Annotated in this window: 20 protein-coding genes and 2 tRNA genes; 12 read left to right on the forward strand and 10 right to left on the reverse strand. The window is 65.7% G+C overall.

Translation table 11 applies throughout. The annotated features are described in order from the left end of the window. Positions 1–50: 50 nt before the first annotated feature. The 7 genes from leuA to miaA form a co-directional block, all read right to left on the reverse strand. A complete protein-coding gene (leuA, locus tag ACLB0R_RS14485; RefSeq protein WP_416644062.1) occupies positions 51–1,709 on the reverse strand; it encodes a 2-isopropylmalate synthase in 1,659 nt (552 codons plus the stop codon). Positions 1,710–1,943: 234 nt separating this feature from the next. Continuing rightward, the gene (locus ACLB0R_RS14490) at positions 1,944–2,555 is read right to left on the reverse strand and encodes a YceI family protein (protein WP_416644063.1); all 612 of its coding nucleotides are present in this window, start codon (positions 2,553–2,555) and stop codon (positions 1,944–1,946) included. Positions 2,556–2,670: 115 nt separating this feature from the next. Further along, positions 2,671–3,690 carry a ketol-acid reductoisomerase gene (gene ilvC / locus ACLB0R_RS14495; RefSeq protein ID WP_416644064.1) on the reverse strand — a complete coding sequence of 340 codons (1,020 nt, stop codon included), beginning with the start codon at positions 3,688–3,690 and terminating at the stop codon, positions 2,671–2,673. 210 nt (positions 3,691–3,900) lie between these two features. After that, positions 3,901–4,416 carry an acetolactate synthase small subunit gene (gene ilvN, locus ACLB0R_RS14500; RefSeq protein ID WP_416644065.1) on the reverse strand — a complete coding sequence of 172 codons (516 nt, stop codon included), beginning with the start codon at positions 4,414–4,416 and terminating at the stop codon, positions 3,901–3,903. Next, positions 4,416–4,883, reverse strand: coding sequence for a GNAT family N-acetyltransferase (locus tag ACLB0R_RS14505; RefSeq protein WP_416644066.1), 468 nt, complete (start codon positions 4,881–4,883; stop codon positions 4,416–4,418). Before ACLB0R_RS14505 ends, ilvN begins: the two co-directional genes overlap by 1 nt. Further along, complete coding sequence (locus ACLB0R_RS14510; protein ID WP_416644067.1) at positions 4,880–6,625, reverse strand: acetolactate synthase 3 large subunit; 1,746 nt, start codon at positions 6,623–6,625, stop codon at positions 4,880–4,882. The genes ACLB0R_RS14505 and ACLB0R_RS14510 overlap by 4 nt, the downstream gene beginning before the upstream one ends. A 77-nt stretch (positions 6,626–6,702) precedes the next feature. Further along, on the reverse strand, positions 6,703–7,638 hold the full coding sequence (gene miaA / locus ACLB0R_RS14515; RefSeq protein ID WP_416644068.1) for a tRNA (adenosine(37)-N6)-dimethylallyltransferase MiaA: 936 nt from the start codon (positions 7,636–7,638) through the stop codon (positions 6,703–6,705). On the opposite strand from miaA, the gene serB reads away from it, so the two are divergent. Continuing rightward, a complete protein-coding gene (serB, locus tag ACLB0R_RS14520; RefSeq protein WP_416644069.1) occupies positions 7,637–8,518 on the forward strand; it encodes a phosphoserine phosphatase SerB in 882 nt (293 codons plus the stop codon). The two genes, miaA and serB, sit on opposite strands and share 2 nt — an antisense overlap. On the opposite strand, the gene ACLB0R_RS14525 is transcribed toward serB, so the two are convergent. Then, the gene (locus tag ACLB0R_RS14525; protein WP_416644070.1) at positions 8,515–9,540 is read right to left on the reverse strand and encodes an SPOR domain-containing protein; all 1,026 of its coding nucleotides are present in this window, start codon (positions 9,538–9,540) and stop codon (positions 8,515–8,517) included. The two genes, serB and ACLB0R_RS14525, sit on opposite strands and share 4 nt — an antisense overlap. Before the next feature lie 231 nt (positions 9,541–9,771). On the opposite strand from ACLB0R_RS14525, the gene ACLB0R_RS14530 reads away from it, so the two are divergent. From ACLB0R_RS14530 to ACLB0R_RS14555, 6 genes are all read left to right on the forward strand, one after another. Next, on the forward strand, positions 9,772–10,491 hold the full coding sequence (locus ACLB0R_RS14530; RefSeq protein ID WP_416644071.1) for an AAA family ATPase: 720 nt from the start codon (positions 9,772–9,774) through the stop codon (positions 10,489–10,491). A gap of 17 nt (positions 10,492–10,508) precedes the next feature. After that, entirely contained in the window at positions 10,509–11,090 is a 582-nt protein-coding gene (locus ACLB0R_RS14535; RefSeq protein WP_416644072.1) for a hypothetical protein, read from the forward strand. An 18-nt stretch (positions 11,091–11,108) separates the two neighbouring features. Then, a complete protein-coding gene (locus tag ACLB0R_RS14540; RefSeq protein WP_416644073.1) occupies positions 11,109–12,446 on the forward strand; it encodes an SPOR domain-containing protein in 1,338 nt (445 codons plus the stop codon). A gap of 123 nt (positions 12,447–12,569) precedes the next feature. Further along, on the forward strand, positions 12,570–15,026 hold the full coding sequence (lon, locus tag ACLB0R_RS14545; protein WP_416644074.1) for an endopeptidase La: 2,457 nt from the start codon (positions 12,570–12,572) through the stop codon (positions 15,024–15,026). 148 nt (positions 15,027–15,174) lie between these two features. After that, positions 15,175–15,447 (forward strand): HU family DNA-binding protein, encoded by a 273-nt coding sequence (locus ACLB0R_RS14550; protein WP_416644075.1) that lies wholly within the window; start codon positions 15,175–15,177, stop codon positions 15,445–15,447. Positions 15,448–15,632: 185 nt separating this feature from the next. Further along, a tRNA-Val gene (locus ACLB0R_RS14555) sits at positions 15,633–15,707 on the forward strand. A 490-nt stretch (positions 15,708–16,197) separates the two neighbouring features. On the opposite strand, the gene ACLB0R_RS14560 is transcribed toward ACLB0R_RS14555, so the two are convergent. Next, positions 16,198–16,872, reverse strand: a complete 675-nt coding sequence (locus ACLB0R_RS14560) for a prolyl hydroxylase family protein (protein WP_416644076.1) — start codon at positions 16,870–16,872, stop codon at positions 16,198–16,200. Between the two features lie 124 nt (positions 16,873–16,996). Between ACLB0R_RS14560 and ACLB0R_RS14565 the strand changes: the two genes are divergently transcribed. Next, positions 16,997–17,073, forward strand: a tRNA-His gene (locus tag ACLB0R_RS14565). Between the two features lie 22 nt (positions 17,074–17,095). Next, positions 17,096–18,151 (forward strand): Glu/Leu/Phe/Val family dehydrogenase, encoded by a 1,056-nt coding sequence (locus tag ACLB0R_RS14570; protein WP_434953867.1) that lies wholly within the window; start codon positions 17,096–17,098, stop codon positions 18,149–18,151. A gap of 22 nt (positions 18,152–18,173) precedes the next feature. On the opposite strand, the gene ald is transcribed toward ACLB0R_RS14570, so the two are convergent. Beyond that, complete coding sequence (gene ald, locus ACLB0R_RS14575) at positions 18,174–19,268, reverse strand: alanine dehydrogenase (protein WP_416644078.1); 1,095 nt, start codon at positions 19,266–19,268, stop codon at positions 18,174–18,176. A 130-nt stretch (positions 19,269–19,398) separates the two neighbouring features. Here ald and ACLB0R_RS14580 point away from each other — a divergent pair, with 130 nt between their 5' ends. The 3 genes from ACLB0R_RS14580 to ACLB0R_RS14590 all read left to right on the forward strand — a co-directional run bounded on the left by ACLB0R_RS14580 (position 19,399) and on the right by ACLB0R_RS14590 (position 22,437). After that, positions 19,399–19,893, forward strand: a complete 495-nt coding sequence (locus ACLB0R_RS14580; protein ID WP_416644079.1) for an Lrp/AsnC family transcriptional regulator — start codon at positions 19,399–19,401, stop codon at positions 19,891–19,893. 127 nt (positions 19,894–20,020) lie between these two features. Then, a complete protein-coding gene (locus ACLB0R_RS14585) occupies positions 20,021–21,916 on the forward strand; it encodes a potassium transporter Kup (protein ID WP_416644389.1) in 1,896 nt (631 codons plus the stop codon). Beyond that, the gene (locus ACLB0R_RS14590) at positions 21,913–22,437 is read left to right on the forward strand and encodes a 2'-5' RNA ligase family protein (protein WP_416644080.1); all 525 of its coding nucleotides are present in this window, start codon (positions 21,913–21,915) and stop codon (positions 22,435–22,437) included. The genes ACLB0R_RS14585 and ACLB0R_RS14590 overlap by 4 nt, the downstream gene beginning before the upstream one ends. Positions 22,438–22,500 lie beyond the last annotated feature (63 nt).

Consider the following 22,500-nt stretch of genomic DNA (forward strand, 5'->3'; position numbering starts at 1 on the left):
TCCCGCATGAGGCACGATATATAGCATCAAATGATGCCGTTGTCAGTGCCTCAAGCCCTATTCGCCGCGCTCAACACCGCGCGCACACTCGCGGTCGCCACGTCCGCGTCGATCCCTATACCAAACACCGTCCGCCCGTCACCCGCCCGGCATTCGACATAAGCGGCGGCCTGCACGTCCGTGCCCACGCCAATCGCGTGCTCCGAATAATCGACGACGCTCAAGTTCGGTCCGGTCGAGTCCGCCAGCGCCGCGATGACGCCCGAAATCAGCCCATTGCCGCGCCCGGAGATCGACCGTGTCTCGCCGTCGATCGTCACCTTGCCGACGAACACGCGGTTGCCCACGGTGCCGCTTTCCTCATAATCGACCAGCATGAAGCGGTCGGCGGGCGAGGGGAGGTAAGTGCTCTCGAACAGGCCCCAGATATCGTCCGCATTCAGCTCACGGCTCGTCTCGTCGGCGAGCCGCTGGACGTGGCGGCTGAAATCCGCCTGGAGCCGCTTGGGCAGCTTCAGCCCCTTGTCCTGCTCGATCACCCAGGCGACGCCGCCCTTGCCCGACTGCGAGTTGACGCGGATGACGGCTTCGTAGCTGCGACCCAAATCGGCGGGGTCGATGGGGAGATAAGGGACTTCCCACAGGTCGTCGTTCTTGGCTTCCTGCGCCGCGAAACCCTTTTTGATCGCGTCCTGATGGCTGCCCGAGAATGCCGTGAACACCAGCTCGCCCGCATAGGGATGGCGCGGGTGGACGGGGAGCGCGTTGCAATAGGTAACGGTGTTGATCACCGCATCGATATCCGAGAAATCGAGGCCCGGATGAAGGCCTTGCGTGTACATGTTGAGCGCCAGCGTCACCAAGTCGACATTGCCGGTCCGCTCGCCATTGCCGAACAGGCAGCCCTCGACGCGGTCCGCACCGGCGAGCAGGCCAAGCTCCGACGCGGCGACGCCGGTGCCGCGATCGTTGTGGGTGTGCAGGCTGATGACGCAGCGGTCGCGGTTGGGGATGTGGCGGCCGAAATATTCGATCTGGTCGGCATAGATATTGGGCATCGCCGCTTCGACCGTTGCGGGCAGGTTGAAGATGATCGGCTTCTCGGCGGTCGGTTGCAGCACCTCCATCACCGCCGCACACACCTCGATCGAGAAATCGAGCTCGGCGGTGGAGAAAGTCTCGGGGCTATACTCGAAATGCCAGTCGGTGTCGGGCTGGGCCGCGGCCTGGTCGCGCAGGATTTTGGCGCCGTCGATGGCGATCTGGCGGACCTCGTCGCGGGTCATGCCGAACACGATCTTGCGCCAAGCCGGGCTGACCGCGTTGTAGAGATGGACGATCGCGCGCTTGGCGCCGCGCAAGGACTCGAAGCTCGTCTCGATCAGGTCGCGCCGCGACTGGGTCAGCACCTGCACCGTCACATCGTCGGGGATGCGGCCCGATCGGACTAAGCCCGAGATGAAGTCGAACTCGGTCGCGCCGGCGCTCGGGAAGCCGACCTCGATTTCCTTGAGGCCGACTTTCACCAGTAGGTCGAAAAAGCGCTGTTTCTTCTCGCTGTCCATCGGGTCGATCAGCGCCTGGTTGCCGTCGCGCATATCGGTGGAGAGCCAGCGCGGCGGGCGGGTGATCGTCCGGCTCGGCCATTGCCGGTCGGGCAAGTCGATGGGCGGGAAGGGGCGGTATTTGGTCGACGGGTCGGTGAGCATCGGCGGGTCTCGCTGCGGGCGGTGATGGCTTCGGGTCGGTCGGCCCTTAGGCGGGTCGCCGCGACCGCTTGAGGCCGCGCGCGGGAGTGGCGCCTAAGGGCGCGTAAGTCGCAGCGAAAGGAGCAGGGTGCACTCGATCATGATGAGGAGCCTATCCGCTTGATGCCGTCACTGTCCAGTCCAAGCTTGGATCGCCGTGCACCGCATGACCCGCGCGGTGCACGGCGAGGGGGTTCATTCCGCGTCGAATGCCGCGTTTATCGTCAGGTCGACCTTATCGGTGACGAGCGGGATACCATAGGCTACGCCAAAATCGCTTCGGCGTATCGTCGTGGTCGCGGCAAAGCCGACCGCCGGCTTTTTGGTGAAGGGATTGATCCCCGCGCCGACCAGGCGCGCGTGCAGCACCACCGGCTTGGTGATGCCCTTGATCGTCAGGTTGCCGGAAATCAGCGCCTGATTGCCGTGCGTCGTGATCGTCGTCGAGACAAAGGTCGCGGTCGGGAATTTCTCCGCGTCGAAAAATTCCGGCTTTTGCAAATGTGCGTCGAGCGCCGCCACGGTGGTGCCGACTTTGGCGATCTGGAAGGTCACGTCGACCTTCGATTTTGCCGGTGCCTTGGCGTCCAGCACCAGCGTGCCCGTCGGCTCCCGGAACTGGCCGATATAGTCGCTGAAGCCGAAATGGGTAACGGTGAAGACCACCTGGCTATGACCCGGATCGAGTTTGTAGCTTCCCGACACGGCGCGTGCCGGGTCAGGCTTGCCGGGTGCTTCGGTCGGTAGTTGCTGGGCCAGCGCCGGAGCGGCGGCAAGCGCGAGAAGCAGCGGAGCAATTAGTCGCATGACGAAACCCTTGTTGTTGACGGTGCGACAATCATTGTGATGTCTTGCGGGTATCACAAGCGCAGCAGCGGAAACGATGCGCTTCCGATGATGCACTAATCATCGTGTCCGCTGCTCAGTTCTTCGCCTTATCCACCAGCTTGTTGGCGCCGATCCACGGCATCATCGCGCGCAGTTCCGATCCCACCTGCTCGATCTGGTGGGCAGCCGCGGCCTTGCGGGCAGCCTTCAATTCCGGCTGGCCGGCGCGGTTTTCGGTCACGAATTTGCTGACGAAACGGCCCGACTGGATGTCGGCGAGCACGCGCTTCATCTCCGCCTTGGTCGCGTCGGTGATGATGCGCGGGCCGGTGGTAATGTCGCCATATTCGGCGGTGTTGCTGATCGAATAACGCATATTAGCGATGCCGCCTTCATAGATCAGGTCGACGATCAGCTTCACTTCGTGGAGGCACTCGAAATAGGCCATTTCGGGCGCGTAGCCGGCCTCGACCAATGTCTCGAAGCCCGCCTGGATGAGGTGTGTGACGCCGCCGCACAGCACCGCCTGCTCGCCGAACAGATCGGTCTCGCATTCCTCGCGGAAATTGGTCTCGATGATGCCGCTGCGGCCGCCGCCGACGCCGCTCGCATAGGCCAGCGCCACGTCATGCGCGTTGCCGCTCGCGTCCTGGTGGATGGCGATCAGGCACGGCACGCCTCCGCCGCGCAGATATTCGGAGCGCACCGTGTGGCCGGGGCCCTTGGGCGCGATCATGATGACGTCGATATCGGCCGGCGGCTCGATCAGCCCGAAATGGACGTTCAGGCCATGCGCGAAGGCCAGCGCGGCGCCGGGCTTCATCTTGCCCTTCAGGTCGTCGTTCCAGATCGCCGCCTGATGCTCGTCAGGCGCGAGCATCATGATGATGTCGGCCCAGGCAGCCGCGTCGCTGTTCGACAGCACCTTGAAGCCGGCGGCCTCGGCCTTGGCGGCGGTTGCCGAGCCGGGGCGCAGCGCGATCGCAACTTCCGCCACGCCCGAATCGCGCAGATTCTGCGCATGGGCATGGCCCTGGCTGCCATAGCCGATGATCGCGATCTTCTTGCCCGTGATCAGCTTCAGATCGGCGTCGCGATCGTAATATACGCGCATCTATGTCGTTCCTTCCTGTTCCCTCTCCCTTGATGGGAGAGGATAGCGAAGCTTGCCAGCTTGCTGGCTAGCGTAGCTTGGAGAGGGTGAGCGGCGCTTTGCGCCGCACGGTCGCGATGCGACCGCTTACCCCTCACCCAACTTCGACTAGGCGGCTGAGCCGCCAAGTCTGCGTATCCCTCTCCCGCAAGGGGAGAGGGGTGTTCGGTATTACCCCGCGTCCTTCCCCCGCGACATCGCGACGATGCCGGTGCGCGCGACTTCGACCAGCCCCACCTCGCGCATCAGCTCGACGAATTTGTCGATCTTCTCGGTCACGCCGGTCACCTCGAAGATGAAGCTTTCGATCGTCGCGTCGACCACGCGGCCGCGATAGACTTCGGCCAGCCGCATCGCCTCGATCCGCCGGTCGCCGGTGCCCGCCACCTTCACCAGCGCCAGCTCGCGCTCGACATGCGGGCCGGCGACGGTGAGGTCGGTCACCTTGTGCACCGGCACCAGCCGATCGAGCTGTGCCACAATCTGCTCGAGCACCGGCGGGCTCGCCGAGGTGACGATGGTGATGCGGCTCACCGCATCGTCATCGCTGATCTCGCTCACCGTCAGGCTCTCGATATTATAGCCGCGCGCGGTGAACAGGCCGGCGATCCGCGCCAGAATGCCGGGCTCGTTATCGACGATGACGGCGAGGGTATGCCGTTCGATGGCTTCGGGGCGGATATGCATCAGCGGGCGATCAGGCGGCGAAAGGTGATCTTGTCGTCGCCGGTATCCCAGAAATCGGGGATGCAGGCGACCTGCTCATAGCCGATCGCCCGGTAAAAGCCGCGCGTCGCCTCGAACGCATCGGTGCCTGAGGTATCGACGATGATCATGCGCTCGCCACGCTCGGCCAGCACCTGTTCGAGATGGCGCATCAGCCGCCGACCCAGGCCCTTGCCATGCTGATCGGGCGCGACCGCGATCATCAGCTGGTTCCAGGTGCCGTTGGTCAGCTTTTCGGGCACGGCATAGGCGACGCCAGCGGGCCCATCGCCGACAACGAACCACAGCTCATCCGCCCCGGCGAAATAGGGCGCGATCATGTCGTCGAGCATCTCGCCCGGGAACATGCCATTCTCGACCGCGAGCACGCGAATGCCCTCCACGTCGTCGCGCGTCGCGTCCCGGATTTCCAAACAGTCCTGTGTCACACCAGCGCCTTCGCTTCGTCGTCCAGCTCGCCCTTCACTTGCGCCGGTGACAGGATCATGTCGGTGTGCGCCGCGCCGCTCGGGATCATCGGGAAGCAATTGGCGAGCTTGGCGACGCGGCAATCGACCATCACCGGGCCGTCATGCGCGAGCATGTCGGCAATGCCGCTATCGAGCTGGTCGGGCCGCTCGATCAGCACGCCTTTCCACCCATAAGCCTCAGCCAGTTTCACGAAATCGGGCAGCGCGTCCGAATAGCTTTCGGCATAGCGGCTGGCATAGGTCAGTTCCTGCCACTGGCGCACCATCCCCATATATTCGTTGTTGAGGATGAAGATCTTGACCGGCAAGCGATATTGCGTCGCGGTGCCGAGCTCCTGAATGTTCATCTGGATGCTCGCCTCGCCGGCGATATCGATGACGAGCGCCTTGGGGTTGCCGAGCTGCGCGCCGATCGCGGCGGGCAGGCCATAGCCCATCGTACCCAGGCCGCCCGAGGTCAGCCATTTGTTGGGCGCCTCGAATTGGAAATGCTGCGCCGCCCACATCTGGTGCTGGCCGACTTCGGTGGTGATGATGGGATGGCGGTCATGCGTCGCGTCCCACAGCGCCTGGATGGCGCGCTGCGGCATGATGACGTCGGCGCTGTCGTCGAATTCCAGGCTGCGCTTGCCGCGCCATTCGTCGATCCGTGCCCACCAGGCTTTGAGGTCGGGCTTGGGGTGGTGCCGCGCTTTCCAGATGCGGACCATATCCTCGATCGCATGGCCGACATCGCCGACAATGCCGAGATCGACGCGCACCGTCTTATTGATGCTCGACCGGTCGATATCGACATGGATTTTGCGCGCGTTGGGCGCGAAGGCATCGAGCCGGCCCGTCACGCGATCATCGAACCGCGCGCCGAGGCAGAGGATGAGGTCGGCTTGGTTCATCGCCCAATTGGCTTCATAGGTGCCGTGCATCCCGAGCATGCCGAGCCATTGCGGGCCGCTCGCCGGGAAAGCGCCCAGGCCCATCAACGTCGAGGTGACCGGCGCGCCGGTGATGCGAGCGAGTTCGCGCAGCAATTGGCTGGCGGCAGGACCCGCGTTGATGATGCCGCCGCCGGTGTAGAGGATCGGGCGCTCGGCGGCCGCCAGCATCTCGACCGCCGCTTCGATCAGCTTCTGGTCGGCCTTCACTTGCGGGCGATAGGTCTTGTGCTTGATCGCGCCGGGCTTGGTGTAGCGCGCGGTCGCGACCTGCACGTCCTTGGGGATATCGACCACGACTGGACCGGGGCGGCCCGAGGTCGCGATGTGGAACGCCTCATGGATGATCGGGCCAAGCCGGGCCGGGTCCTTCACCAGATAATTATGCTTGGTGCAGTGGCGCGTAATGCCGACGGTGTCGGCTTCCTGGAACGCGTCCGAGCCGATCAGGTGCGTCGCGACCTGACCGGTGATGACGACCATCGGGATCGAATCCATCAGCGCGTCGGTGATGCCGGTGACCGCATTCGTCGCGCCGGGGCCCGAGGTGACGAGGACGACGCCGGGCTTGCCGGTCGAGCGCGCATAGCCCTCGGCCGCGTGCGTCGCGGCCTGCTCATGGCGAACGAGGATGTGCTTGATCTTCCCTGAGCGGAACAGCGCGTCATAGATGGGCAGCACCGCGCCGCCGGGATAGCCGAACACGACGTCCACGCCGAGATCGCACAGCGCCTCGATCAGGATATCGGCTCCACTCTTCTCGACCATCACGTCGCTCCCATGCCGCAGTGCAATAGCATTGCCGGAGCGGCGCTGCTAATCGCATGATTCATGCAGGTCAACCGTTATAAGAGTAATCTTCTAACAATTTGTGTCGTGATGTTGATTGAATCTGTTTCGGACGTTCGCGCCCAATCCGCACCGGGTTGGTTGCGGAACCAGGTATATTGCCGCTTGGCATATTGGCGGGTGGCAAGCGTGATCGCGGCGGTGGCCTCCGCCGGCGTCGCGTGCCCGGCGATCAGGTCGGCAATCTCCCGCACCCCGATGGCGCGGCGAACGGGCGCATCGACCGGTATATCGGCGCGGCTGAGCAGCGCCCGCACTTCCTCGATCGCCCCGCCCGCCAGCATCGCCTCGCTGCGCGTCGCGATGCGCGTATCGAGCCAGTCGCGCGCCGGCAGCAGCACGGTCGCGACGAGGCGGATGTCGCCGCCGATCCCGCCGACCCGCTCGCGCCGCCAGTCGGCGATCGAGCGGCCGGTCGATCGCACCACTTCGAGCGCGCGCGCGATGCGCGTGGTGTCGCTGGGATTGAGCCGCGCGGCTTGGGCGGGATCGAGCCGAGCGAGCGCGGCGTAGGCTTCGCCAACGGGCAGCGCGCGCACCTCGGCACGGATCGCCGGATCGATCTCCGGGACCGGCGCAATCCCGTCGATCAGCGTGCGCAGATAGAGTCCCGTGCCGCCGACCAGGATCGGCAGGCTGCCGCCATCATGCGCCTCCGCAATCGCTTGCCTGGCCTCCGCGGCCCAGCGCGCCGCCGAATAGCCGGTATCGGCGCCATCGACATGCCCAAACAGCCGGTGCGGCGCCCGCACTTCATCCGCCGCCGACGGTCGTGCGCTCAGCACGCGCAGATCGGCATAGACCTGGCTTGCATCGGCATTGATGATCGCGCCGCCGGTCTGCTCGGCGAGCGCCAGCGCGATTGCCGACTTGCCGCTCGCGGTCGGCCCTGCCAAGAGCGCGACGATTGGCCGATCGGAAGGGGCAGGCATGTTCATCGCCACGCTGATAGCAGCGAATGAGCTGGCTGCGGGCCAAATATCCGAAGCGATGGATCGGCTGGCGGCGGCGGGCTGCGCGCCGTCGGCGCAGGGCTGGATCGATGAGGGCGTGGCGGCCGATATCGCCTTCGGCCTGGGCGCGCATGAGGCTCGTACGGCGCTGGAAGGCGCGTTCGCCGGCGTCGATGTCGTCGTTCAATCGCTCGCCGGAAGGCCAAAGCGGCTGCTGATCGCCGACATGGATTCGACGATGATCACCGTCGAATGCATCGACGAGCTGGCCGATTATGCCGGCATCAAGCCGCAGATCGCTGAGATCACCGAGCGGGCGATGCGGGGCGAGCTCGATTTCGCCGAGGCGCTCGATGCGCGCGTCGCGCTGCTCAAGGGGCTGGACGAGAGCGTCATCGAGCAGTGCCTGGCCGAGCGGGTACGGATCATGCCCGGCGCGGTCGAGCTGGTGTGCACGATGCGTGCGCGCGGCGGGACGACCATCCTGGTGTCGGGCGGCTTCACCCGCTTCGCCGAACCTGTCGGCCGCGAGATCGGGTTCGATCGCGTCGTCGCCAATCGGCTGATGATCGTGGATGGCAAGCTCGACGGCACCGTCGCCAAGCCGATCGTCGATGCCGGCACCAAGGAAGCGACGCTGCTCGCCGCGATCGAGCAGACCCCGCTCCCCGCCGAAGCGACGCTGGCAGTGGGCGATGGCGCCAATGATCTCGCGATGATCCGCCGGGCAGGCCTGGGTGTCGCCTATCACGCCAAGCCCGTCGTCGCGGCGGCTGCCGACGCACGGATCGATCATAACGATCTCGCCGCGCTCCTCTACGCGCAAGGCATCGCGCGGCGCGACTGGCGAACCGATTAGGGCGCGATGACGACGCAGGGCGTGCCGGGCACGCGATCCTTGACGTCGGCACAGACCCGCAGCACGTCGGCGCGTGAGGCAAGCGGGCCGATCTGCAGCCCGGTCAGGCCTCGGTCGGCGACATAATAGGGCTGCAAGCCCGAGACCGAGCCGACACGGGCATTCAACTGCTGCCACAGCCGCTTGGCATTGCCTTCGTCACGGAAAGCGCCGACCTGGAAGCGCCAGCCCTTGCCGACGACGCGCGCCGGCTCGGGGCGAGGCACAGGCGGCGCTTTGGTCTGGGGCTTGGGCTCCGCGGCGGCAATCTGCACCGGCGGCGGCGTTTGGCGGGGCTTAGGCGCGTGTTGCGGCGCCGGCTTGGGCTTGGCAAGCTCGACATTGTCAGGCCCGCCATCCGCCGCGATCGACGCCGGCAGCTCGGCCGGGCGGATCGTCCCGGCCGAAGCCTGGCCGGCGACTTCGGTCTGGCTGGCAAGCTGCGCATCGCCGGCTTCATATTGCCGCGCGAGCTCGACGCCCTGCTCGCGCAGATCGGCGGGGATGTAGCTGTCCATCTGCGCCAGTGTCGGCCCGGCTTGCGGCAGGCCGGATGCGTTCGATCGGGTGACGAGCGCATAAGCGCGCACCCAGTCCTTCTTCACATTGTCGCCGTTGAACAGCATCGTGCCGAGCACCAGCTGCGCGCGCGCCTCGCCCCGCGCGGCCGATTTTTCGAGCCACGGCACCGCCTCGGCGCGCTTGCCGTTCTGGAACAACGTCAGGCCGTAATTGTCTTCTGCCTGGACATGGCCCTGCAGCGCTGCCTTGCCATACCATTGTTCGGCCAGCACCAGATCGACCGGCACACCGCGCCCCAGCTTATAGGCCTGGCCGAGATCGAACTGGGCATCGGGATCACCGGCAATCGCCGCGGGCCGCCATTGCTCGACCGCAGCCTTGTAATCGCCGCGACTCCACGCATCGACACCGGCTTTCACATCGGCCAGCGCGGGCACGGCGGTCAGTGCCGCGACAGTCACAAACAATCCCAATCGCTTGTTCAGATGGCGATCCCGCATCCGCACGTCTCCGCTCCCCACCCTGTTCGATCCTCGACCAATCCCCACGGCATGGCGACTATAGCGGGTTTGGCAAAGATTTCGTTAGCCAAAGCGTGCGCAAAAGCCGTGACGGCCGTTCCGATATTAACCACTTCTTTATCCCGGTCATGGCACTCCCCGTCTTCGCAAGGGTAATTTGCAGGGGATTTCATGCGCGTTCTCGCGATGGCATCGCAGAAAGGCGGATCGGGCAAGACGACCTTGTCCGGCCATCTCGCCGTGCAGGCACAGCGCGCCGGCGCCGGGCCGGTCGTGCTGATCGATATCGATCCGCAAGGGTCGCTGTCGGATTGGTGGAACGAGCGCGAGGATGATTTTCCCGCTTTCGCCCAGACCACGGTCGCGCGGCTGTCGGCCGATCTGGAAGTGCTGCGCCAGCAGGGTTTTCGCCTGGCGGTGATCGATACGCCGCCCGCCATCACCATGGCGATCCAGAGCGTCATCGCCGTCGCCGAACTCATCGTCATCCCGACGCGCCCGAGCCCGCACGATCTGCGCGCGGTGGGTGCCACGGTCGATCTGTGCGAGCGCGCCGGCAAGCCGCTGATCTTCGTGGTCAATGCGGCCACGCCCAAGGCCAAGATCACGTCGGAAGCCGCCGTCGCGCTGTCGCAGCACGGCACCGTCGCGCCTGTCACCATTCACCACCGCACCGATTTCGCCGCCTCGATGATCGATGGCCGCACGGTGATGGAAGTCGATCCCAATGGCCGTTCGGCAGCCGAGATCGTCGAGCTCTGGGCCTATATCTATGATCGGCTCGAGAAGAATTTCCGCCGCACCGTGTTCGGTGCGCCGGCGGCGGTCAATCCGACGCCCGGCTATCCGCAGCGCCAGCTCGGCGGCTTCGGCCGTCGGGTGGTCAATTGAGCGGGGGTGGCGCAATGATGGGGACACCCAAACCGCTGGCCTCGCTCTCGTCGGGCCTGCTGGCGCGCAAGGGCCAGGCTCGCCCGGCGATGCGGTCGCAGGGCTTTTCCGGCTTCGGCCCGTTCGCGGGTGCGGTCGATGATCTCGGCTGGAACGACATGGGCCATGAGGACATGGGTCATGACGACGTCCGCCACGAACCCGCGGTCGCGCGGCCCTTCACGCCTCAGCTGGCCATCGATCCCGCGCCGGTGCCGCCGGTGCTCGGCGATCGCGCCGCGCTCCAAGAGGAATTCGAGGCCGAAGCGTCCGAGCCCGAGCCCGCATCGATCGTCGAGCAGCTGAGCGCGCCCAAGCGTCCCAAGGCGGCCACGCCGCCGCCGGCCGCGCCGGTGTCGCGCGTCGCCTCGGCACGCGGCAAAGCTGCCTTCACTTTGCGCCTCGACGAGCATCGCCATTTGCGGCTGCGGCTCGCCAGCGCGCTAAAGCATCAATCGGCGCAACAGCTCGTCACCGCCGCGCTCGATGCGTTTCTCGATCAATTGCCGGAAGTGGACGACATGGCCGCACGCCTGGCGGCGGGTAACGGCCAGGCCTGAAGGTTGGGGGATATGGAGATGACCACGCGCACCGCACTATCGCTTGGGCTGTCGACGCTGATGCTCGCCGGCTGTTCGGCGCATTCGGGCGGCGTTGCCGCGATGACTGAGGCAGCGAGCGGCCGTGCGCAGCAGCTTGCCGAGGCCGAAGCCGTCAAGGCCCGCGCGCTGCTCGCCGCGCATAAGGGCGTCGAGGCGGTTGCGTTCGCGGAGAATGCGGTGCGCTGGGAGCCGCAACAGGCGGGCTACCGCGTGCTGCTTGGCCAGAGCTATCTCACTGCCGGTCGCTTCATCTCGGCGCGCGATGCGTTCACGGACGCGCTGACGCTCAATCCCGATGATGGCCGCGCTGCGCTCAGCCTGGCGCTCGCGCAGATCGCGACGGGCAATTGGGAAGGGGCGCGTGCGACGATCACCGCGCATGCCAATCACATCGCCCCCGCCGATCGCGGCCTGGCAATCGCGCTCGCTGGCGATCCTGCCGGGGCCGTCGACATTCTGACGGCCGCGGCTCGCGCGCCGGAGGCCGACGCCAAGACGCGCCAGAACCTTGCGCTCGCGCTCGCGCTAGCGGGCCGTTGGACCGAAGCGAAGGCGGTCGCCGCGCTCGATCTCGGGCCGGACGACGTCGATCGCCGCATGCAGCAATGGTCGCAATTCGCCTATCCCAAGGGCGCGGCCGATCAGGTTGCGTCGCTGCTCGGCGTGAAGCCGGTCGTCGATGGCGGCCAGCCGACTGCGCTCGCGCTCAACGCCGCTGAAGGGGCGCCAGTGGCGGTTGCCGCTGCCGATCCGGCGCCCGTCGCGGCCCCTGCAGCGACCGCGCTCACGCCCGCTGCCGAAACCAATGTCGCGGTCGCCGAACCCGCTGCCGCTGCGCCCGTCGTCGTCGCGGCCGCCAATCCCGAGCCTAACGCGCAACCCTCGGTCGTGTTCGCGGCGCCCAAGCCGGTCGTCCAGGCCGTGCCTGCTGCGGCGCCGATGCTCGCCAAGCCCACCAGGGTCGCCGTTGTGCGCGCCAAGCCGGTTGCCCCGGCCAAGGGCAATTTCCCCGCCAAGGGCAATTTCTACGTCCAGCTAGGCGCTTACGAGAATGCCGGCGTTGCGCGTGATGGCTGGGCGCATGCCACCCGCCGCTATGCCGCGCTCGCACAATTCTCGCCGCAGGGGATGCAGGTCAAGGCATCGGGCGCGGGCTTTTATCGCTTGTCGGTCGGCGGGTTCGCGCGGCCGCAGGCCGATGCGCTCTGCCAGGCCTATCGCGCCAAGGGCGGCATCTGCTTTGTCCGCGCCAATGCGGGCGATCAGGTTGCGCAATGGCTGGGCGGCAAGCGCGTTCAGCTCGCCTCGCGCTGAGCAGAGTCAGGCGCGCATAGGGGAGGGCGCCGGCACCCCGCCCATCATCCAGATTGATGCGGGCGTCCCTGTCCCCCATATAGCATGGGAAAGGCACCGCTTTTGGGTGCCGCTGGAGTGTGCATGACCGCGTCTTTCCCCGTATTGCCGTTGCGCGATATCGTTGTTTTCCCTCAAATGATCGTGCCGCTGTTCGTCGGCCGCGACAAATCGGTGGCCGCGCTCGAATCGGCGATGAATGCCGACAAGGAAATCTTCCTCGTCGCCCAGCTCGATCCCGCCCAGGACGATCCCGAAGCCGATGATCTCTACGACATCGGCGTCACGGCGACGGTGCTGCAGCTGCTGAAGCTCCCCGACGGCACCGTCCGCGTGCTGGTCGAGGGCAAGCGCCGCGCGCGGCTGGAGAGCCTGAGTTCGCGCGACGGCCATCTCATCGCCGACGTGACCGTGCTCGAAGGCGAAGATGGCGCCGACGCGCTTGAGGGCGCGAGCGAGGAGCTTGGCCGCGCGGTGGAGGGCATTGGCGACAGGCTCAGCAGCGAAACGCTGGCGCTGATGCGCTCGGTCGTCGAGCAGTTCGAGAATTACGCCAAGCTCAACCGCAAACTGCCCGCCGAAACCGCTGTCCAGCTCGCCGAGATCGAGGATCCGGCGCGGCTCGCCGATGCGGTGGCGGCCAACATCTCGATCAAGGTCTCCGACAAGCAGCTGCTGCTCGTCGAGGCCGATCCCGCCAAGCGGCTCGAAATGGTCTATGCCTTCATGGAAGGCGAGCTCGGTGTGCTGCAGGTCGAGAAGAAGATCAAAAGCCGCGTCAAGCGCCAGATGGAGAAGACGCAGCGCGAATATTATCTCAACGAGCAGCTGAAAGCGATCCAGCGCGAGCTGGGCAATGAGGGCGACGAAGGCGAGGGCGACGAAATCGCCGAGCTCACCCAGAAGATCGCCACGCTCAAGCTGAGCAAGGAAGCGCGCACCAAGGCGCAAGGCGAGCTCAAGAAGCTGAAGACGATGGCGCCGATGTCGGCAGAAGCCACGGTGGTGCGCAATTATCTCGACGTGCTGCTCGGCCTGCCCTGGGGCAAGAAGTCGAAGCTCAAGCGCGATATCGCGATGGCGCAAGCGGTGCTCGACGAGGACCATTATGCGCTCGACAAGGTCAAGGACCGCATCGTCGAATATCTCGCCGTGCAGGCGCGCACCAACAAGCTGAAAGGCCCGATCCTGTGCCTCGTCGGCCCGCCCGGCGTCGGCAAGACCAGCCTCGGCAAGTCGATCGCCAAGGCGACTGGGCGCGAGTTCGTCCGCCAGTCATTGGGCGGCGTGCGCGACGAAGCCGAAATCCGCGGCCACCGCCGCACCTATATCGGCTCGCTGCCGGGCAAGATCGTCACCAACCTCAAAAAAGCCGGCGCCAGCAATCCCTTGTTCCTGCTCGACGAGATCGACAAGCTCGGCCAGGATTTCCGCGGCGATCCCGCCTCGGCGCTGCTCGAGGTGCTCGATCCTGAGCAGAATAACCGCTTCCAGGACCATTATCTCGAGATCGATCTCGACCTGTCGGACGTGATGTTCGTCTGCACCGCCAACACGCTCAACCTGCCGCAGCCGTTGCTCGACCGCATGGAGATCATCCGGCTCGAAGGCTATACCGAGGATGAGAAGGTCGAAATCGCCGAGCGCCATCTGATCGCCAAGCAAATCGAGGCGCATGGCCTGAAGGATGAGGAATTCGTGCTGAGCCAGGCGGGCCTGCGCGACCTGATCCGCTATTACACGCGCGAGGCGGGCGTCCGCACGCTGGAACGCGAGATCGCCAAGCTCGCCCGCAAGGCCCTGCGCCGCATCCTGGAAGGCAAGGCCGAGCGCGTCGAAGTCACGCCCGACAACCTCCACGAATTCGCCGGCGTGCGGAAGTACCGTTTCGGCGTCTCCGAGGAGGAGCATCAGATCGGCGCGGTCACTGGGCTCGCCTGGACCGAAGTCGGCGGCGAGTTGCTGACGATCGAAAGCGTCACCGTCGCGGGCAAGGGCGGGGTGAAGACCACCGGCAAGCTCGGCGACGTGATGAAGGAATCGGTCGAAGCGGCGATGAGCTTCGTCAAGGCGCGCGCGCCGAGCTATGGCATCAAGCCCAGCGTCTTCGCCCGCAAGGACATTCACATCCACTTGCCCGAAGGCGCGGTGCCCAAGGATGGCCCGTCGGCCGGCATCGGCATCGTCACTTCGATCGTCTCGACGCTGACCGGCGTGCCGGTGCGCCGCGACGTGGCGATGACCGGCGAAGTCACGTTGCGCGGCCGCGTGCTGCCGATCGGCGGCCTGAAGGAAAAGCTGCTCGCGGCGCTGCGCGGCGGCATCACCACGGTGCTGATCCCGCAGGAGAATGAGAAGGATTTGAGCGAGATCCCCGCCAATATCCGCGAAGGCCTGTCGATCGTGCCGGTGCGCCATGTCGATGAAGTGCTGCGGCTCGCACTCACCGAGCCGCTCACCGCGATCGATTGGTCCGATGCGGATGAGCTTGCTGCATTTCCCCCAACCGGCGTGCAATCTGCCGGAGAAATGCACCACTAAACGCGCGATTCAGCGTGTTTTGCACGCTGGCCCGGCCCAATTGTGACGATTTTGTTTTGACAGCGACCGGCCGAGCGGCCTTACTGCGCCGCCGGCTGTTGCCGCGACTCAGTGTTAAAAAGCAGCACAAAAACGGGGGTTCCCTGGGATGAACAAACAGGACTTGATCGGAGCGGTTGCCGATGCCTCGGGCCTTGGCAAAGGGGATGCGAGCAAAGCAGTGGAAGCCGTGTTCGATGCGATCACCGGCTCGCTGAAAAAGGGCAATGAAGTTCGCCTTGTCGGCTTCGGCACTTTTTCGGTCAGCAAGCGCAAGGCATCGACCGGGCGCAACCCGCGGACGGGCGAGCCGATGACGATCAAGGCATCGTCGCAGCCCAAGTTCAAGGCCGGCAAGGGCCTGAAGGACGCGGTCAACTAAACACCCTTGATCGCCAGGCCGCATGGTCGGGGCTGGACAAGCCCCGGCACCGTGCGTAAGGCGCGTTCTCTCGAAGGGCGGCGGGCAACCGTCGCCCTCGACGGTTTACCGGGATCAAAATCCCCGGTTTGCCGCGATAAAGGTCGTCGGTTTCCCGACATCCGGCTCGCCGATTTACCGGCACCGGGCGCGTAGCTCAGCGGTAGAGCACACCCTTCACACGGGTGGGGTCACAGGTTCAATCCCTGTCGCGCCCACCATCCTTAGCGCGGGATGGAGAGCATCGGCCTATGGCTGATCACAGCTGCTAGCGGAGTTGGCCGACGAACCAAATTAACCGTCACCCCGGGCTTGATCCGGGGTCCAGCTTCTTAAGCGCCGGATAATAGCGGGACCCGTGATGAGGGTGAAACCGTCCCCCGGACGGTTTCAGCCGTGTCCGGGGGACACGGCGGCCTTCATCACCAAGGCCGGGGTGACGAGAAGGGCGGATCGGTTATATTCCAGACGGGTCTAGCTGTTCGTCCCTGCGTCGCGCACCAATCTGTCCTACAGCCACCGTTCGTCTTATCCCAGCCGCTGCTCTTTCCCATCGTGGGCCGCTGCGCCAGCCCGTTGAGGCGCGCAAAACGAGCGCGGCCACGACCCCCCATGGTCAGTGCGAACATTAGGGAACATTCGCCGAAAAGCTCTCGTTAATCAGTGGCTTGCCCGACGGGACCTGAACGCCCTCGGGCCGTCCCGCTTGCATCACCCCCATGGCCGCTCGCGGAACCACTTGGTCAGCACATATTTGGCGCCGGCGCGGACTTTCATGCCGGCGTGGAGCGTCGCGGCGTTGGGCGTGCCGTCGGGCCGGCGGTTGTCCCAGGCGAGCAATTTGCCGGTTTCGGGTTGGATGATCTTGTCGATCACCTTGAAGCGCGTCGCGCCGCCGGCTTGCGGCTCGTTCAGGTAGATCATCACCGTCCAGGTGCGTTGGCCGTGGACGCCGCAATAGCGTTCATAATCGAGGCCGCCGGGCTCGAAATAATCGGTGTGCTGCTTGAATTCCTGGCCGACCGCGTAACGCTGGCCCTGCAGCGGCTCGCCATAAGCGGGGTCGAGCCCGGTCAGCGCCGCGATGCGCAAGTCGAGCGCGACCGACAGTGGATCGTCGCGGGCGATGTCGCAGGTCTCGCTGGTGCGGAAGCCCGCGTCGCCATTGTAATCGGAGACGGTCGAGGGCCGCCGCGTCGCGTCGATCCGGTCGATGAACGGGGCGCAGTCGGCGGGGTCGAGAAAGCCGCGATGCTGGAACAGCGTCAGCTTGGGCGAGGGCGTTCGCTGCACGCCCGGTGCTGCGGAAAGCCGCGCGACGACCGGCGCGGCGGGATAGCCGCTGCTGAGCGGCGCATCAGGGGCGACAGGCAGCAACGTCTGCATCGCTACGATGCTGCCAAAGCGGGCGCGGCTTGGCCAGCCTGAGCTGCGCGTTCTTTCCCGCCACGCGGCGCTCGTCAGCCTTGACGCTGCCACCCGCCAGCCGCTAGGGGGCGCGGTCTCTACGGCGACCGTAGCTCAATTGGTTAGAGCGCTGGTTTGTGGTACCAGAGGTTGCGGGTTCAATCCCCGTCGGTCGCCCCATCTGCCCGCTTTTCTCAGGACCATGACCGTGACCAGCCGCTGGGGCTTCCCCGACTTCGACGACCACGAAGGCGTCCATCTTTTCACCGATCCCAAATCGGGGCTGCAAGCGGTGATCGCGATCCACTCGACGCATCTGGGCCCGGCGGGCGGCGGCGTGCGCTTCTGGCATTACCCAAATGAGACCGACGCGATAACCGACGCGCTACGCCTCTCGCGCGGCATGAGCTACAAAAACGCGATGGCCGGCCTGCCGATGGGCGGCGGCAAGGGCGTGGTGCTGGCAGGACCCGATCGCGCCAAGACGCCTGAATTGCTGAAGGCGTTCGGCCGCGCGATCCAGTCGCTCAGCGGCCGCTATGTGACCGCGGAAGATGTCGGCATGTCGGACCAGGACATGGTGACGATCGCGACCGAGACCAAACATGTCTCGGGCCTGCCGGTGGCGAGCGGCGCGGCAGGCGGCAACCCTGGCCCGTCGACGGCGCTGGGTGTTTATCTGGGCGTCAAGGCGGCGGCGAAGCGCGGGCTCGGCGCGGACGGCATGAAGGGTGTGCACGTCGCGATCCAGGGCGTCGGCTCGGTCGGCGGCGGGCTCGCGCGATTGCTCGCGGCGGACGGCGCGCGGTTGACGCTCGCCGATGTCGATGCAGGTCGGGCGCAGGCGCTGGCGGATGAGCTGGGCGGCGAGGCAGTGGCGGCGGACGCGATCCTGTCGGTCGAGGCCGATATCGTCAGCCCCAATGCGCTCGGCGCGATCCTGACCGAGGCGTCGATTGCGGGCCTGCGCACCAAGGTGATCGCCGGCGGCGCCAACAACCAGCTCGCGACGCCCGAGGATGGCTGGCGCCTCCACGCGCGAGGCATCACCTACGCGCCCGATTATGTGATCAACGCCGGCGGCATCATCAATGTGTGCCTAGAATATCTCGGCCAGGGCGACCGCGCCGAAGTGGAAGCGCGCATCCGCAAGATCCCCGAGCGGCTCGACCAGGTCTGGGACGAAAGCGCGCGGACGGGTGAACCGGCCGCGGCAGTGGCGGACAAGATCGCCCAGCGGTTGATTGGAAGAGGGTGAGCCAGGCTCACCCTCTGGATATTTAGTTCAACGGCAAATCCAGCGCTTCTGCCACTGCTGGATGCCGAATCTTACCGCCCGACACATTCAGCCCGTTCGCCAGATGCGGGTCGGCGGCCATCGCCGCTTCCGCACCCAGATTGGCGAGCTTGAGCGCGAAGGGGAGCGTCGCGTTGTTGAGCGCAAACGCACTCGTCCGCGCGACCGCGCCGGGCATGTTCGCCACGCAATAATGGATGACGCCATCGACTTCGAACACCGGGTCCTGGTGCGTCGTCGGGTGGCTCGTTTCGAAGCAGCCGCCCTGATCGATGGCGATATCGACCATCACCGATCCGCGCTTCATCGTCTTCACCATCTCGCGCGTCACGAGCTTGGGCGCGGCCGCGCCCGGCACCAGGACCGCGCCGATGACGAGATGCGCGTTGCGCACCGCCGCCGCGATCGCTGCCTTGCTCGCATAAGCAGTCTTGATCTGGCTCGAGAAGAACATGTCGAGCTCGGCGAGCCGCGCATTGTTGATGTCGTAGATCGTCACATCGGCGCGCATGCCGACCGCCATCTGCGCCGCATTGACGCCGGAAACGCCGCCGCCAAGGATCGCCACGCGAGCCGGCGCGACGCCGGGCACGCCGCCTAGCAGCACGCCGCGCCCGCCTTGCTCCTTTTCGAGATAGTGAGCGCCCACCTGCACCGACATGCGACCGGCGACCTCTGACATCGGCTTCAGCAGCGGCAGCGAGCCGTCGCGGGCAGTGACGGTCTCGTAGGCAATGCACGTTGCGCCCGATTTCATCAGCCCTTCGGCCTGCGGCTTGTCGGCGGCGAGGTGGAGGTAAGTGAACAGCAGATGGCGCGGCTCGAGCAGCGCGATTTCCTGCGGCTGCGGCTCCTTCACCTTCACGATCATGTCGCTCTGGGCGAACACCTCGGCCGCCGTCGCGACAATCTTCGCGCCCGCCTCGATATAATCCTGATCGCCGAAATCGATGCCGTCACCGGCCTTGGTCTCGACCACCACCGAATGCCCGGCCTGCACCAGCTCGGCGACCGATGGCGGGGTCAGCCCCACACGATATTCGTGGTTTTTGATTTCCTTGGGCACGCCGACGCGCATGATGGGCTCTCCTGACGATTATGGGCGAGCGATATAATCGAAACGGTGCACCGAATCTGTGCAATATTCATTGCCGATCCGCCCGATCACGCATGGAGTTCGCGGCGAAAGGCGCCTAATCGATCGATCCATGCAGATCGACCGAATCGATGCCTCCATCCTGCGCGCACTCGCTGCCGACGCGCGCAGCCCGGTGAGCCAGGTTGCGGCGCAGGCAGGCTTGTCCCAATCCGCGTGCAGCCGGCGCTTACAGGCGTTGGAGGCGGCGGGGCTGATCGACGGCTACAGCGCCCGGCTCGCCCATCGCCGGCTGGGCTTCCACGTCACCGCGCTTGTCGACATTACCCTTGGCACGCAAGTGGAAGAGGATTTGGAGCGGTTCGAGCGCGCCGTCGCGGCGATCGACGGCGTGGTGGAATGCGTGCTCGTCTCGGGCGCGCAAGACTATCGGCTCAAAATCATCTGCCGCGACCTCGACGATTATGAGCGGATGCACCGCGAGCATCTCGGTCGGTTGCCGGGCGTGAATACGATCAGCAGCAGTTTCGTGCTGCGCCAGGTGGCAACGCGCGGCGAAGCGGATGCTTTGCTGGGCGGGCTGGCGCCGGCGCGCAAAGGCGAGTAATGGCGCGCGGCGCGCCGCTATGGTAGAGTTAGGCGGCGCAGGGATCGCACTCAGTCGGCAAGGCCATGACGCACGCATATCCGCTTGTTTCGCTTAAGGTTATGCGGTGACCGCGACCGCCGTCGCGGTGCCCGCGCCGTCTGAAGCGCCGTCGACTCACACCACCCGCGGTCCCGTGCTGCAGCTCGCGGTCGGTGCGATCGGCGTGGTGTTCGGCGATATCGGCACCAGCCCGATCTATGCGTTCCGCGATGCCTTTGCCGGCCACCACCACCTGCCCGTCGATACGCTGCATGTGATGGGCGTCGTCAGCCTGATTTTCTGGTCGATGATGCTGGTCGTCGGCGTCAAATATGTCGGGATCATCACGCGCGCCGATAACAAGGGGGAAGGCGGCAGCCTGGCGCTGCTTGCGCTGGTATCGGGCCAGACGCGTACGGCGCGCTGGACGCGGGGCATCGTGCTGCTCGGCGTGCTGGCGACGGCGCTCTTTTATGGGGACAGCGCGATTACACCGGCGGTGACGGTGCTGAGCGCGGTCGAAGGCCTGAAGGTCGCCGCTCCCGGCACCGCCGGGCTGGTGCTGCCGATCACGGTTGGCATTCTCGTGATGCTGTTCTCGCTCCAGCGGGGGCGGTCCGGGCGGGTCGGGCAATTGTTCGGCCCGGCGATGCTGATCTATTTCGTCGCGATCGGCTGTCTGGGCGTGATGAGCATCATGCGCACCCCGGCGGTGCTAATGGCGCTCTCACCGCACATCGCAGTCAATTTCCTGCTGGCCGATCCCTGGCACGGCTTCCTGGCGCTCGGGTCAGTGGTGCTCGCGGTGACGGGCGCTGAGGCGCTTTATGCCGATATGGGCGCGTTCGGTCGCCTGCCGATCGGGGTGTCGTGGCTGGCTTTCGTGCTGCCGGCGCTGATGCTCAATTATCTAGGGCAAGCGGCGTTGGTCCTGCGCCACGGCGACGCGGTGCTGACCAGCCCGTTCTTCCTGCTTGCGCCCGAGCCGTTGCGGCCGGCGCTGGTGCTGGTGTCGATCGCGGCGGCAATCATCGCGTGCCAGGCGGTGATTTCGGGCGCTTTCCTGGTGACCCAGCAGGCGATCCAGCTCGGCTTTATGCCGCGCTTGAGAATCGAGCATAAGAGTGCGTCGATCGCCGGGCAGATTTACGTGCCGCTGATCAACTGGCTGCTGCTCGCGATGGCGCTGCTGCTGCTGCTGTCGTTCCGCAGCAGCTCGAATCTGGTATCGGCTTATGGCATCGCGGTGACCGGCGCGATGACGATCGACACCTGCCTGATGGCGGTGGTGTTCTTCCGGCTATGGCATTGGAAAAGCTATTATGCCGTGCCGGTGCTCGTGCTGCTGTTCCTGCTCGACGGCGCCTATCTCAGCGCCAATCTCACCAAGGTGACCTCGGGCGGCTGGTTCCCGCTGACGCTTGGCCTGGCGATTTTCGCAATGCTGACGACCTGGGCCAAGGGCCGCAAGCTGATGATCGACCGGATGCGCGAAGGCTCGATGCCGATCCGCATCTTCATCCAGTCCGCCGCGACCGCCGCCGCGCGCGTGCCGGGAACCGCGGTGTTCATGACCTCGAGCGCCGAAGGCGTGCCGCACGCGCTGCTCCACAACCTCAAGCACAACAAGGTGCTCCACGAGCGGATCGTGCTGCTGACGGTCAAGATCATGGACGTGCCGTTCTGGGCGGCCGATGATCGCTGCATGATCGACGATCTCGGCCATGGCTTCCACCGCATGATCCTGCGCTTCGGCTTTATGGAAGACGCCGACGTCCCCGCCGCGCTCGCGAATGTCGACCGCTGCGGCGCGCAATTCCGGATGATGGACACGAGCTTCTTCCTCGCGCGGCAGACGTTGCTCCCGTCTGAGCATCCCGGCATGTCGATCTGGCGCGAAAAGCTGTTCGCCTGGATGTTGCGCAACGCCGAAAGCGCAATGGAATTCTTCCGCCTGCCGACCAATCGCGTGGTGGAGCTGGGCAGCCAGGTCGAGATTTGAGCGGGGGCGTTGACGGCGGACCCGCGCCGATCATCGTTTCGGCGTTGTTCGGGGACCGCGATTTCGCCTGGCTCGATGGCTTGCGCCGCGCCCATTTTCCGCCCGAGCGCAACGTGCTGCCAGCGCATCTGACGTTGTTCCACCATTTGCCGCCATCGGTGGAGCACGAGCTCAGGGCGCTGCTGGCACAGGCAGCGCGCGCGCCGGCACCGCCTGCGCGGGTAACGGGCGTGATGTCGCTTGGGCGTGGTGTCGCGTTCAGGATCGACTCGCCCGAGCTTGCCGCTATTCGCGTGCTGCTGGCCGATCATTTCGCCGGCCTGTTGACGCCGCAGGACGCCACGCCATGGCGGCCGCATTTGACCGTCCAGAACAAGGTCACCCCTGAAGCCGCTCGCGCCCTGCTCGCCGAGCTTAGCGCCGGTTTCCAGCCGCGCCCGCTCGCCATCGCCGGCCTGGCCTGCTGGTGGTATCGCGGCGGGCCGTGGGAGCTGATCGCGCGCTATTCCTTTCGCGGCTGATCCCCGTTGACCGCATCGACGCGCTTTCCTATAGGCCCGCCTTCGCCGAAAATGGCGGGCCCC

Source organism: Sphingomonas sp. GlSt437, from assembly GCF_048015635.2.
Taxonomy (GTDB): Bacteria; Pseudomonadota; Alphaproteobacteria; order Sphingomonadales; family Sphingomonadaceae; genus Sphingomonas.

Coding starts and splice junctions, on each gene's coding strand:
- leuA (WP_416644062.1), bottom strand. CDS start 1,709: ATGCTCACCGACCCGTCGACCAAATACCGCCCCTTCCCGCCCATCGAC.
- ACLB0R_RS14490 (WP_416644063.1), bottom strand. CDS start 2,555: ATGCGACTAATTGCTCCGCTGCTTCTCGCGCTTGCCGCCGCTCCGGCG.
- ilvC (WP_416644064.1), bottom strand. CDS start 3,690: ATGCGCGTATATTACGATCGCGACGCCGATCTGAAGCTGATCACGGGC.
- ilvN (WP_416644065.1), bottom strand. CDS start 4,416: ATGCATATCCGCCCCGAAGCCATCGAACGGCATACCCTCGCCGTCATC.
- ACLB0R_RS14510 (WP_416644067.1), bottom strand. CDS start 6,625: ATGGTCGAGAAGAGTGGAGCCGATATCCTGATCGAGGCGCTGTGCGAT.
- serB (WP_416644069.1), top strand. CDS start 7,637: ATGTTCATCGCCACGCTGATAGCAGCGAATGAGCTGGCTGCGGGCCAA.
- miaA (WP_416644068.1), bottom strand. CDS start 7,638: ATGCCTGCCCCTTCCGATCGGCCAATCGTCGCGCTCTTGGCAGGGCCG.
- ACLB0R_RS14530 (WP_416644071.1), top strand. CDS start 9,772: ATGCGCGTTCTCGCGATGGCATCGCAGAAAGGCGGATCGGGCAAGACG.
- ACLB0R_RS14535 (WP_416644072.1), top strand. CDS start 10,509: ATGGGGACACCCAAACCGCTGGCCTCGCTCTCGTCGGGCCTGCTGGCG.
- ACLB0R_RS14540 (WP_416644073.1), top strand. CDS start 11,109: ATGACCACGCGCACCGCACTATCGCTTGGGCTGTCGACGCTGATGCTC.
- lon (WP_416644074.1), top strand. CDS start 12,570: ATGACCGCGTCTTTCCCCGTATTGCCGTTGCGCGATATCGTTGTTTTC.
- ACLB0R_RS14550 (WP_416644075.1), top strand. CDS start 15,175: ATGAACAAACAGGACTTGATCGGAGCGGTTGCCGATGCCTCGGGCCTT.
- ACLB0R_RS14560 (WP_416644076.1), bottom strand. CDS start 16,872: ATGCAGACGTTGCTGCCTGTCGCCCCTGATGCGCCGCTCAGCAGCGGC.
- ACLB0R_RS14570 (WP_434953867.1), top strand. CDS start 17,096: ATGACCGTGACCAGCCGCTGGGGCTTCCCCGACTTCGACGACCACGAA.
- ald (WP_416644078.1), bottom strand. CDS start 19,268: ATGCGCGTCGGCGTGCCCAAGGAAATCAAAAACCACGAATATCGTGTG.
- ACLB0R_RS14580 (WP_416644079.1), top strand. CDS start 19,399: ATGCAGATCGACCGAATCGATGCCTCCATCCTGCGCGCACTCGCTGCC.